Raw genomic sequence first — 10933 nt, 5'->3', positions numbered from 1 at the left:
TCGCCAGCCTCCACAAGCTGGCACTCTATGAATCACCGCAAGTGACTCTTGGGAATCCTGAAAATACACTTCTGCCAAAGTAGTGCTACGCTGCAGAGTCAGTTTGCGGGCTGACTCGCCCCTTTACCCCGGCCGCCTCACGCCACGCGCTCGATCTCGGCGGTGCCGAGCGCCTTGAAGCGATTGATCAGTGCGGCGCGGATGTGGATTTCGTCAGTTTGGCGGTCCGGATCGCGTGAAGCGGCGCGTTCACCGAGCGCCTTGAGCCTCCGTCAAACCGATCATCTTGCATGATCGTGGCATCCGGGATCTCAATGGTAATGTCCAATGCGCCCGTGCCCAACCTGTTCACAACCCAGCCTATTGCCGAGTCTGGGCATCGGATACAGGGCAGCTAAGACCCCTTCCTCCGTCAGACCGACGCCCAGAGTGACATGACGTAGCTTGGTGCGGGGTTTCTCGCGCAGCCCAATCGGAGCCGCGCGAGGGAGAAGTCACCGTTGACACGGCGGTAGCGGATCAGGCCGCAACCGCCGGGCGAGGTCCCGACAACCGAACATAGGCCATGTCCAGCGCCAGCATGACCAGCAGCGAGGCGCCGACCAGCGGGAAGATCACGCCGCCGACCGCAAGAATGGCGATCAGGCCGCGGAACACGCGCCGATCGGTGGGAAGGGGTGGCACGCCGAGCGAACCCGAGGGCCTGCGTTTCCACCACATCACCGCCGCCGAGACGGCCAGCAGCACGATGGCCGCACAGGCCGCCAGCAGGATGATCTGGTTCAGCACGCCGAAGGTCTGGCCCATATGGGTGTTGATGCCCCATTCCAGCCATTTCCCAAGCGGCCCGTAATCGGCATAGCCCATATCCAGCAACGGCTGCCCGCCATACTGGTCCAGATGCACCACGCGCTGCCGGCTCAGGTCGTCGGGATAGACCGAACCGCTGAACACGCCTTCGGGGCCTTGCGGCAGGCCGACGGCATAGCCTCGATGCAGGCCCAGCCGGTCGAAGGTCGCCACCGCATCGTCCAGCGTGATCGGGGTGGCGCCGGACGCCGGGCTTTCAGGGATCTGCGCCTGCTCCAGCGACCACGAGGTCTTGGCTACGTCATCCAGCTTCTGCCCGGACATCGGCACGTTCACCCGCACCCCGTCGGGATAACCGAAATTGTTGCCATTGGCCCATTCGTTCACCTTGCCGCCCCAGACGCCCGACCAGGGCATGCCGGTCACGGCCAGGAAGACGATGAAGAAGCCCACGAACAGCCCCGTCACCGCATGCAGGTCGCGCCAGAACACCCGGCGCTGCGGCCGGCCCCGGACCGAGACGATGCCGCCCGTTTGCCCGCGCGGCCACCACAGCCAGATGCCGGTGCCGACCAGCAGGATCGACCATCCCGCCGCGATCTCGATGATATAGCGCGTCCAGGTGCCGAAATACTTGAAGCTGTGCAGGGTGCGGACCGTCCACATCAGGGTCGTGCAGTCCGGCATCGCCCCCAGCACCAGGCCGTTATAGGGGTTCACATAGACCGCCATCTTGCCGCGCTCCGTGCTGACGGTGATCTCGGTCGCGGCGCCGGGGTCGGCCGAATCGGTGTATTTGACCGCAATGCCCGGAACCGCATCCAGGGCCGAGGCGACCTGTGCGGTCGGTGCCAGCCTTTGGCTGTCCTGCACCTGCACGCGCTTGAGGTCGGCGTGATACCAGTTGTCGATCTCGTCGCGAAAGACATACATCGCGCCGGTGACCGACAGCGTGATCATGAAGGGCAGCACCAGCAGCCCGGCGTAGAAATGCCAGCGCCAGACGGCGCGATAGAGATCGCCCACACCTTGGCGGGCAGTCTTGGGAATTGCAGACATGGAGTCCTCGCACATGCGGCGGCCCGCCGAGGCAGGGCCGATATTGGCTGGGAACGAGCGCTCAATGGCCCGAATGATCCGAAGCATGGCCCTGGTGGGCGGCAGGCGCGGCACTCATGGCGCGCACCTCGAAGGGCAGGGTGATTTCGCCCGCCTTCTCGAAGACCAGCGTCGTCTCGACGGTCTCACCCTCGGTAAAGGGCGTCGGCACCTGCATGAACATCAGGTGATAGCCGCCGGGCTTCAACTCGACCGAGCCGCCCGCCGGGACCGGCAGGCCATCGGGCCGTTCGCGCATCTTCATCACGTCGCCCTTCATGGTCATCTCGTGGATCTGCACCGCGCCCGCCCGCGGCGAACGCGCCGCGACCAGCCGATCGTCTTGGCTGCCCTTGTTGGCGATGGTGACATAGCCGCCGGCCGCCGGGGCGTTTGGCGGCATGGCGCGGACATAGCTGCCCGAAAGGGCAAGATCGCCATGCGACAAGGAATCGGCCGAGGCGGTGGCGCCAAAGAGGCCAAGGAAAAGCGCGCCCAGCATCGGGGCGGCCAGAATTCTGGATTTCATGGTTCTATCTCGTGCCTGGAACTGCGTTCACCGCCCCGATGGGCGATGGCGAGGATCAGACAGCGGGCGGTCCCCGCGCCGAGGGGGCAAGCACCTGCGCACGCAGGATGCGCAAGTCATGGGCGGGTGCCGGTTCGGCGGGACAGGGTGCATCCAGCCTGGCCGATTGCACCGTGGGCGCCGTCTCCAGAACCGGCTGGGCATGGGCCGACCAGTCGCAGGGCGGCTTCGGCGTCTTTGGGACGGGCGCATCCTGCCGGGCGCGATATTCATCGGCCGTGATGACACTGCCGTCATCGTCCAGCACCATCTCGACCGGCAGGTGATCGGCGCACAGCACCACCATGAAGCTTTGCGGCGTCGGCCCGGCCGCGACCATCGTGCCTTGCGCCATCAGCGACAGCAGCACGAAAGGCAGCACCATGAGCAGCGCCAGCACCCGACCGCAAGCCGGGCGGACACTTGCGGATGATGGCGCGATTCTGCTCACCGGAAACCCTTTCCCCTCGTTCCTATAGCGCGCGATGCGGCACACGCGCCAGACGTCCGAGTTTTCCTCGCGATATTGCCGCTGAGGCTTTGCCGGAGCATGGACCGAAGCCGAATGTCGTTGCCTCGCAGGCTCGCAAGGGCTACCAAGTCCCCGCATCGGTTTCCGCAAGGAATGAAAAGGGAATCCAGCGCGCCCGATGGGCGCGAAACGGAACTGCCCCCGCAACTGTAGGCGGCGAGCGCGATCTGACAGGCCACTGGGCATGATGCCCGGGAAGGCAGGATCCGCGCGACGACCCGCCAGTCAGGAGACCTGCCGGCGCGAATTCACCAGACCGGACGGGGATGTCCGGGAAAGGATCGGCATGACCAGAGCCCGGCCTTGCGGCCTGACCGCGGATGATGCGCGCCCTTTTCCAGGGCCGCGCTGTCCGGTGAGTGTTTTTCCCCTCATCGGAGACAGAGAATGACCCTCAGAAGCCTTTTCGGCGCCGTTGCGATCTGCGGCCTTGCGGCGGGCATGGCGCAGGCGACCGATTATCCACTTTCCATCGAGAATTGCGGCCAGACCCTCGTATTCGACAGCGCGCCTGAACGCGTGGTGACCATCGGCCAGTCCACCACCGAGATGCTTTATGCGCTGGGGCTGGGCGAGAAGGTGCAGGGCACATCGGTCTGGTTCAACGACGTGCTGCCCGAATTCGCCGAGGTCAACGTCGGGGTCGAGCGTCTGGCCGACAACCATCCGGGTTTCGAATCCGTGATGGCGAAGGAGCCGCAGCTGGTGACCACCCAGTTCGAATTCCATGTCGGTCCGCAGGGTGTGGTTGGCACACGCGAGCAGTTCAACGAACTGGGAGCGCAGGTCTATGCCATGCCCGCCGATTGCGTGGGCAAGGACAACCTGGTGGGCGGCGACGGCGCGCGCACCAGCGAATACTCGATCGAGTCGATGTATCAGGCCGTGCGTGAACTGGCGCAGATCTTCGACGTCGAGGAGCGCGGCGCCGCGCTCGAGGCGGAGTTGCGCGGCCGGGTCGACGCTGCCGTCGCCAAGGTCGGGGAGCTCGGCGCCGAGGGCAAGACGGCGGTGGTGTGGTTCTCCAGCCCCGACCTGGCGCTGGATCCGTTCGTGGCCGGACAGAACGGCATCGCGGGCTATGTGCTCAAGACCGTCGGGCTGCGCAACGTGGTTGAATCCAACGAGGAATGGCCTTCGGTCGGGTGGGAGACCATCGCCAGCGCCGATCCCGACTATATCATCATCGCCCGGATGGACCGCCGCCGCTTCGCCGCCGACGATTACAAGGTCAAGCTGGACTACCTGAAGACCGACCCGGTCACCAGCAGGATGTCGGCGGTGCGGGACGGGCGCATCATCATCGTGGATGCCCATCAGATCCATGCCGGGATCCGCATCCCCTCGGGGATCGAGACGGTGGTCGCGGGCATCGAGGCCGGCGGCGCGGAGGAATGACCGTTTCCGCGACAATCCCTGTCCGGCGACGGTCCCCGGGCCCGTCGCGGCTGATCCTTGGGCTGGCGGCGCTGATCGTGGCGCTGGCCTTCGGGGTTTCCGTGGGCGAGACCTTCATCGCGCCCGAGGTGATCTGGAAGACGCTGTCGAACCAGATCTTCGGCACCGACTATCCCTTGCGCCCCATCCAGGAAGGCATCGTCTGGAACTATCGCCTGACGCGGGCCATCGTCGCGGCGGCCTGCGGGGCGGGGCTGGCGGTGTCGGGCGTGGTCTTGCAGGCGCTTTTGCGCAATGCGCTGGCCGATCCCTATATCCTGGGGATCTCGGCCGGGGCCTCGACCGGAGCGGTGCTGGTCATGGTGCTGGGCATCGGTGCGGGCGCGCTGTCGCTGTCGGTCGGCGCCTTTGCGGGCGGCATCCTGGCCTTCAGCTTGGTCATCGGGCTGGCGCGCGCGGCCGGCAGCGGCATCGGCCTGCCGCAAGCGGGGCTTATCATCCTGTCGGGCATCGCGGGGACGCAGCTTTTCAACGCGCTGACTTCTTTCGTGATCGCGCAATCGGCCAATGCCGAGCAGGTGCGCGGCGTCACCTTCTGGATGATGGGCAACATGAGCGGGGTGCGCTGGCCCGACGTGCGGCTGGCAGTGCCGGTCTCGACGCTGGGGGTGCTGGTCTGCATGGCGTATGCGCGGGCATTGGATGCCTTCACCTTCGGGGCGGAATCGGCCGTCACCATGGGCATCGCGCTGCGCCGCACGCAGGCGGTGCTGATCGGGGTGGTGACGATGATCACCGCCACGATGGTCAGCATCACCGGCGCCATCGGCTTCGTCGGATTGGTGATCCCCCATGCGGCGCGCTTCCTGGTGGGGGTCAGGCACGACCGGCTGTTGCCGGCCTCGGCGCTGATCGGCGCGCTGTTCCTGGTCATGGCCGATGTCGTCTCGCGCGTGATCGTGCCGGGGCAGGTGCTGCCCATCGGGGTGATCACCGCGCTGGTCGGAGCGCCGGGCTTCGCCGTCATCCTGATCCGGGGACGGAGGCAGCGCGCATGATCCGGCTGGAGGAGGCAAGCTGGCGGGTAGGTCAAACCGCCATCGTGCAGGACATTGCGTTGCATGTGCGCAAGGGCGAGACCTTCGGCCTTGTCGGCCCCAACGGCTCGGGCAAATCGACGGTATTGCGATTGGTCGCGGGGGTTTTGACGCCCTCGACGGGCCGGGTCCGGCTTGACGGGATCGACCAGTCCCGCCTGTCGCGGCGCCGGGCCGCGCGGATGGTGGCCTTCGTCGCGCAGCAGGCTGACACCTCGGAGCGGGTGACCGTGCGCGATGCGGTCGAGTTGGGCCGCACGCCCTGGCTGTCCATGCTGCGCCCCTTCGGCCCCGGGGATGACCGGATCGTGGTCCATGCCCTGGCCCGCGTCGGCATGTCGGACAAGGCCGAACGCTACTGGCAGGGGCTTTCGGGGGGCGAGCGCCAGCGCGTCCATCTGGCCCGCGCGCTGGCGCAGGAGCCGCGGATCCTGCTGCTGGACGAGCCGACAAACCACCTCGACATCCACCAGCAGCTGTCGATCCTGCGGCTGGTGCGCAAGCTGGGGGTGACGGCGCTGGTCGCGCTGCACGACCTCAACCAGGCGCTGGAATGCGACCGCGTCGGCGTCATGCAGGCCGGGCGGCTTGTGGCCTGCGGTCCGCCCGCCGAAATCCTGACGCCCGATCTTATCGCCCGCGTGTTTGCTGTGCGGGCCAATTACCTCACCGATCCGGCCGATGGTCATCGGCTGATCCGCTTTGCTTTATCGGAGGACTGAATGCGCCTGTTCCCCATCGCTTTATTGGCCGCTCTGGCCTCACCCGCGCTGGCCGAGACCCATCTGGTCAAGATGCTGAACGGCAACCACCTGGGCGGCATGGTCTATGAGCCCGAATTCCTGAGCGTCGCCCCCGGCGATAGCGTCAAGTTCCTGGCCACGCAGCGCGGCCACAACGCCGCCAGCATCGACGGCTTCCTGCCCGAAGGCGCCGAGACCTTCCTCGGCCGCATCAACGAGGAGATCGAGATCACCCTGGCCCATGAAGGCTTCTACGGCATCAAATGCTCGCCGCATTACGACATGGGCATGGTCATGCTGATCCGGGTCGGCGATGCGCCGCTGGAAGGGGTGGATCTGCCCGAGGACATGCCGCAGGGCGCGACGGACCGCTTCGCGAAGATCATCGCGCGCGCCGGGGCGGCCGAATGAGCGTCGCACCGCAGACTGCCGCCGCCATGACCGCGCATTGGAACGGGCGGGCGCATCGCTTCGAGGGGGCTGCCTCGCATAACCGCGACCGGGATGCGTGGCGGGAGGTGCTGGCGGCGGCGGTCGGGCCGGGCGCGCAACGCGTCGTGGACCTGGGCTGCGGGACCGGGGCCTGCGCGGTGTTGCTGGCGGGAATGGGGCATCACGTCACGGGCGTCGACGGCTCGTCCGCCATGTTGACCGAAGCACGCCGTGCCGCCACGCGTGACGGCGTCCATGTGGATTTCATCCATGCCGACATGGACCAGTGCGGGCTTGCCGATGGAGCAGCCGACGTGGTCACTCTGCGCAATGTGCTCTGGACGCTGGAAAACCCGGCCGAGGCTCTGCACTTGGCGGCCCGTCTGCTGCGCCCCGGCGGCAAGGTTCTGGTCTCGGACGGGCTCTGGCGGCGTAACCCCGACCCGGCGATGGCGGACCTTGCCGCCCATCTTCCCAACGCCTGCGGTGTCCGCGAAGTCGAAGCGCGTGACTGGCTTTGCGGGGCGGGCTTCGGGGGCATCACCGTATGGCATGACCGCTTCGCTCGCCACCCCTATGGCGGGGTTTACGACGAACCCGAGACACCGATCCCTTTCTTCGTCCTGACGGCAATCAGGGCGGAACTCACCACACCCTGATCGGGATCAGTCTTGCGCTGAAGATTGGGAGCTCTCTGTCACTGGTCGTTTCCATGCCTGCGGGCGCAAGAGTGGGGGTCACGGTGTCGTAATGTTATCTCGTCACATTATGGATAGGTTGGGGCCCTAAGACGGGGCTGCGGTCCTTTTCCTGTCACGGGCCGCGCCACCCGCCAGGAGCATTCCATGACCGAGCAAGATGCTATCCGCCATGTCTTCCGCACCAGCCAGCTGGAGGAGGCTGACGGTCCGGGCCATAATCCGACCGACAACCGCAGCATGGGCGAGATCATCGCCGCCCGCTTTTCGCGCCGCGGCTTCCTGAAGGGCTCGCTGGCCGCGACCGCCATCTCGGCCACTGTCAGCCCCTTCGCCCTGCTGGCTGTCGGCGAGGCCAAGGCGCAAGGCGCGCCGGAAGGCTCGGCCTTTGATTTCCCCGAGGTGACGGCCGGTGTCGATGCCGACCATCACGTGGCCCAGGGCTATGACGCCGACATCCTGCTGCGCTGGGGCGACAAGGTCCTTGCCGACGCGCCGGAGTTCGACCCGCTGAACCAGTCCGAGGCCGCGCAGGAACGCCAGTTCGGCTATAACAACGATTTCGTCGGCTTCATCCCGCTGGAGGGTGCGGACGACCGCGGCCTGCTGGTGGTGAACCACGAATATACCAACGAACACCTGATGTTCCCCGGTATCGTCACCATCGAGAACGGCAAGATCGCCATCGCCGACACCACCGCCGAGCGCGTGGATATCGAGATGGCCGCGCATGGCGGCACCATCATCGAGATCCGCAAGCAGGACGGCAAATGGCAGCCGGTGCTGGACGGGGCGCTGAACCGCCGCATTACCGCCAAGACGCCGATGGAGATCCGCGGCCCGGCCGCCGGGCATGCGCGGATGCAGACTGCGGCGGACCCGACCGGCACCCGCGTCCTGGGCACGATCAACAACTGCGCCGGCGGCGTCACGCCTTGGGGCACCTACATCATGGCCGAGGAGAACATCCACGGCTATTTTACCGGCGCCCTGCCCGAAGGCCACCGCGAGGCTGAAAACTACAAGCGCATGGGCATCCCCGAGGACAGCTATGCCTGGGGCAAGTTCCACGACCGCTTCGACATCGGCAAGGAACCGAATGAGCCCAACCGCTTCGGCTGGATCGTCGAGGTCGATGTCATGGACCCGAACTCGGTGCCCAGGAAGCGCACTGCGCTTGGCCGCTTCAAGCACGAGGGTGCGGCGAGCGCCCTGGCCAAGGACGGGCGCGTGGTCTTCTATCTCGGCGACGACGAGCGTTTCGACTATGTCTACAAGTTCGTGACCGCCGGTCGCTACAACCCGGACGACCGCGCCGCGAACCTGGACCTGCTGGACGACGGCACGCTTTATGTCGCGCGCTTCGACGAGGACGGCAGCGTCGCCTGGCTGCCGCTGGTGCACGGGCAGGGACCGCTGACCGCCGGGAACGGCTTCGAGAGTCAGGCGGACGTATTGATCGAGACCCGCCGCGCCGCCGACCTGCTGGGCGCGACGCCGATGGACCGGCCCGAGGACATCGAGCCCAATGCCGAGACCGGCCGGGCCTATGTCATGCTGACCAACAACACCAAGCGCGAAGAGGCGAACCCCGCCAACCCGCGCGTGGACAATGCTTTCGGCCATATCATCGAGATCCTCGAGGACGGGGGCGACCTGGCCGCGACCAAGGGCCGCTGGGAGATTCTGCTGCAATGTGGCGACCCGGCGGTGGCCGAGGTGGGCGCGACCTTCTCGACCGCGACCACCGCGAACGGCTGGTTCGGGATGCCGGACAATTGCGCCATCGACAGAGATGGCCGTCTATGGGTCTCGACCGACGGCAACTCGCCCTCGGAAACCGGGCGAACCGACGGGCTGTGGGCGGTGGATACGCAGGGCGCGGCGCGCGGCACCTCGCGGCTGTTCTATCGCGTGCCCGTGGGGGCCGAGATGTGCGGGCCCTGTCCGACGCCGGACCTGACCACCTTCTTCGTGGCGGTGCAGCATCCGGGCGACGGCGGCGAGGATTGGGAGGGCCACGGCCGCCCGTCCTATTACGAGGACCTGTCCACCCGCTGGCCGGATTTTCGCGACGACATGCCGGTGCGCCCGGCGGTGGTGGCGATCACGAAACAGGGCGGCGGCCGGATCGGTTGACGAAAGCAAAGGGGGGCGGTTCGCCGCCCCCTTTTCATGTCGTGCCTGCGTCAGTGCGTGACGCCGCTGCCGCCGGTCACGGCGATATTGTAGGGCTTGCCTTCGACCGGCACGGTGCCGCGCTCCGACAGGTCCCCGGTCGCGATGCGGCGGACCCGGCCGGCATTCGGATCGGTGACGACGATTTCATCGCCGGCCATGGCGATGCGCGGGGCGTTCCAATGGCCGTCCATCGAATAGGGCTCGGTCACCTTGGCGCTGTCGGCGATCTCGGCATAGCCGCCCTGGTCATAGTTCAGCACCACCTTGTCGTCGTGATCGACCAGGTGGAAGGGCCGTGGCCCGGTCAGGCTGGCGTCGATGGCCGCGGGATCGCCGACCTCGATGTCGTGGTGGTCGCCGTGGTCGTGGAACGAGATGCCGCTGCGGATGAACAGCACCGTATCGACATCGGACTGCACCGCGGCCACCACCGCGCCGCCTGCGACCGGGAACAGCTTGACCTGGCCGGTGGTCGGGAAGGTCCAGCGATGATCGGGTTCGGACAGGTCGAACGCCGTGACCTGGCCCTTTTCATGGTCGCCGACGAAGACGCGGTAAAGCGCAACGTCGTCATGGTCGTGATCCTGGGCGACAGCGCCGCCGGCCAGGATCAGCGCCAGGCCGCTGGCGCCCGCGAGATGTCTGAACATGGATAGCTCTCCTTGATGAGGTTCGGGGGTGAAGGAATCGCGCGGCCTGGTCCCGGCAGGAGAGGGTCAGTCGGCGGCCTGCGCCGCGGCGATGGCGCCGGCATTGTGGCGCATCATCGCGATGTGGTCGGACGCCGGGCCGTCCGGGCCGGAAGGCGCGCGGTCTGCCCCAGCAGTCTCGCGTCGCTGATGTTCTTGGCGAAGATGGCAGAGGCCTTGCGGTCGCGGATCTCGCGGATCAGACCCGCGATATCGGCCGCCGCGGCCTCGGATTTGGTCGAGATGCCCTGTGGCGACAGGAAATGCACGCCATAGGCGGCCTCGAAATAGTGGAAGCGTTGTGGGCGTCCACCACGGTGCGGCGGTCCTCGGGCAGGGCGGCGACGGCGCTGCGTCTCACGGATGGTCTGGCACAGGTTGGTCTTGCCCGATTTGATAGAGGGGCAGTTCGGGTCCTCGGGGATATAGAGCGGGATGACATGGTCGCCCCGCTTGACCGAGGTAACGCCGCGGCCGGGTTCCTCGACGATGCCGACACCCTCATGGCCGAGGATGGCGGGGAACAGCCCCTCGGGATCCTTGCCCGACAGGGTGAACATGTCGGTATGGCACAGGCTGGTGGTGACGATGCGGACCAGGACCTAGCACTACTTTGGCAGAAGTGTATTTTCAGGATTCCCAAGAGTCACTTGCGGTGATTCATAGAGTGCCAGCTTGTGGAGGCTG

At 66.6% G+C, this 10933-nt stretch carries 11 protein-coding genes, 2 pseudogenes and 1 riboswitch; of the genes and pseudogenes, 6 read left to right on the top strand and 7 right to left on the bottom strand.

All coding sequences use genetic code 11. The features are described from left to right. Window positions 1-137: 137 nt before the first annotated feature. The 4 genes and pseudogenes from I9P22_RS21070 to I9P22_RS21055 all read right to left on the bottom strand — a co-directional run. Window positions 138-272, bottom strand: a pseudogene (locus tag I9P22_RS21070) (IS5/IS1182 family transposase); the annotation flags it as partial. 247 nt (window positions 273-519) lie between these two features. Further along, window positions 520-1869 (bottom strand): PepSY-associated TM helix domain-containing protein, encoded by a 1350-nt coding sequence (locus I9P22_RS21065; protein WP_199261832.1) that lies wholly within the window; start codon window positions 1867-1869, stop codon window positions 520-522. Between the two features lie 61 nt (window positions 1870-1930). Then, entirely contained in the window at window positions 1931-2437 is a 507-nt protein-coding gene (locus I9P22_RS21060; RefSeq protein WP_199261830.1) for a copper chaperone PCu(A)C, read from the bottom strand. A 55-nt stretch (window positions 2438-2492) separates the two neighbouring features. Then, window positions 2493-2927 (bottom strand): hypothetical protein, encoded by a 435-nt coding sequence (locus I9P22_RS21055; protein WP_199261828.1) that lies wholly within the window; start codon window positions 2925-2927, stop codon window positions 2493-2495. Between the two features lie 142 nt (window positions 2928-3069). Further along, a riboswitch (cobalamin riboswitch) is annotated at window positions 3070-3264 on the top strand. Window positions 3265-3395: 131 nt separating this feature from the next. On the opposite strand from I9P22_RS21055, the gene I9P22_RS21050 reads away from it, so the two are divergent. The 6 genes from I9P22_RS21050 (at window position 3396) to I9P22_RS21025 (ending at window position 9515) form a co-directional block, all read left to right on the top strand. Next, window positions 3396-4406 (top strand): ABC transporter substrate-binding protein, encoded by a 1011-nt coding sequence (locus I9P22_RS21050; protein ID WP_199261826.1) that lies wholly within the window; start codon window positions 3396-3398, stop codon window positions 4404-4406. Beyond that, window positions 4403-5464 (top strand): FecCD family ABC transporter permease, encoded by a 1062-nt coding sequence (locus I9P22_RS21045; protein WP_199261824.1) that lies wholly within the window; start codon window positions 4403-4405, stop codon window positions 5462-5464. The genes I9P22_RS21050 and I9P22_RS21045 overlap by 4 nt, the downstream gene beginning before the upstream one ends. After that, window positions 5461-6225 (top strand): ABC transporter ATP-binding protein, encoded by a 765-nt coding sequence (locus tag I9P22_RS21040; RefSeq protein ID WP_199261822.1) that lies wholly within the window; start codon window positions 5461-5463, stop codon window positions 6223-6225. The genes I9P22_RS21045 and I9P22_RS21040 overlap by 4 nt, the downstream gene beginning before the upstream one ends. Then, entirely contained in the window at window positions 6226-6657 is a 432-nt protein-coding gene (locus I9P22_RS21035) for a pseudoazurin (RefSeq protein WP_199261820.1), read from the top strand. It abuts the gene before it with no gap. Further along, the gene (locus I9P22_RS21030) at window positions 6654-7337 is read left to right on the top strand and encodes a class I SAM-dependent methyltransferase (RefSeq protein ID WP_199261818.1); all 684 of its coding nucleotides are present in this window, start codon (window positions 6654-6656) and stop codon (window positions 7335-7337) included. Before I9P22_RS21035 ends, I9P22_RS21030 begins: the two co-directional genes overlap by 4 nt. Before the next feature lie 186 nt (window positions 7338-7523). After that, a complete protein-coding gene (locus I9P22_RS21025; protein ID WP_199261816.1) occupies window positions 7524-9515 on the top strand; it encodes a PhoX family protein in 1992 nt (663 codons plus the stop codon). A 50-nt stretch (window positions 9516-9565) separates the two neighbouring features. Here the strand turns inward: I9P22_RS21025 and I9P22_RS21020 are convergent, their stop codons facing one another. From I9P22_RS21020 to I9P22_RS21010, 3 genes and pseudogenes are all read right to left on the bottom strand, one after another. Beyond that, complete coding sequence (locus I9P22_RS21020) at window positions 9566-10207, bottom strand: hypothetical protein (protein ID WP_199261814.1); 642 nt, start codon at window positions 10205-10207, stop codon at window positions 9566-9568. Window positions 10208-10320: 113 nt separating this feature from the next. Further along, window positions 10321-10515 carry a hypothetical protein gene (locus I9P22_RS24670; protein WP_332909056.1) on the bottom strand — a complete coding sequence of 65 codons (195 nt, stop codon included), beginning with the start codon at window positions 10513-10515 and terminating at the stop codon, window positions 10321-10323. Between the two features lie 81 nt (window positions 10516-10596). Further along, a pseudogene (locus tag I9P22_RS21010) lies at window positions 10597-10848 on the bottom strand (alcohol dehydrogenase catalytic domain-containing protein); the annotation flags it as partial. Window positions 10849-10933: the final 85 nt, after the last annotated feature.

Source organism: Paracoccus binzhouensis, from assembly GCF_016446475.1.
GTDB lineage: Bacteria > Pseudomonadota > Alphaproteobacteria > Rhodobacterales > Rhodobacteraceae > Paracoccus > Paracoccus binzhouensis.
The sequence above is the reverse complement of the archived record's forward strand: the minus strand, read 5'-3'. Positions and strand labels throughout refer to the sequence as shown.

Coding starts and splice junctions, on each gene's coding strand:
- I9P22_RS21065 (WP_199261832.1), bottom strand. CDS start 1,869: ATGTCTGCAATTCCCAAGACTGCCCGCCAAGGTGTGGGCGATCTCTAT.
- I9P22_RS21060 (WP_199261830.1), bottom strand. CDS start 2,437: ATGAAATCCAGAATTCTGGCCGCCCCGATGCTGGGCGCGCTTTTCCTT.
- I9P22_RS21050 (WP_199261826.1), top strand. CDS start 3,396: ATGACCCTCAGAAGCCTTTTCGGCGCCGTTGCGATCTGCGGCCTTGCG.
- I9P22_RS21045 (WP_199261824.1), top strand. CDS start 4,403: ATGACCGTTTCCGCGACAATCCCTGTCCGGCGACGGTCCCCGGGCCCG.
- I9P22_RS21040 (WP_199261822.1), top strand. CDS start 5,461: ATGATCCGGCTGGAGGAGGCAAGCTGGCGGGTAGGTCAAACCGCCATC.
- I9P22_RS21035 (WP_199261820.1), top strand. CDS start 6,226: ATGCGCCTGTTCCCCATCGCTTTATTGGCCGCTCTGGCCTCACCCGCG.
- I9P22_RS21030 (WP_199261818.1), top strand. CDS start 6,654: ATGAGCGTCGCACCGCAGACTGCCGCCGCCATGACCGCGCATTGGAAC.
- I9P22_RS21025 (WP_199261816.1), top strand. CDS start 7,524: ATGACCGAGCAAGATGCTATCCGCCATGTCTTCCGCACCAGCCAGCTG.
- I9P22_RS21020 (WP_199261814.1), bottom strand. CDS start 10,207: ATGTTCAGACATCTCGCGGGCGCCAGCGGCCTGGCGCTGATCCTGGCC.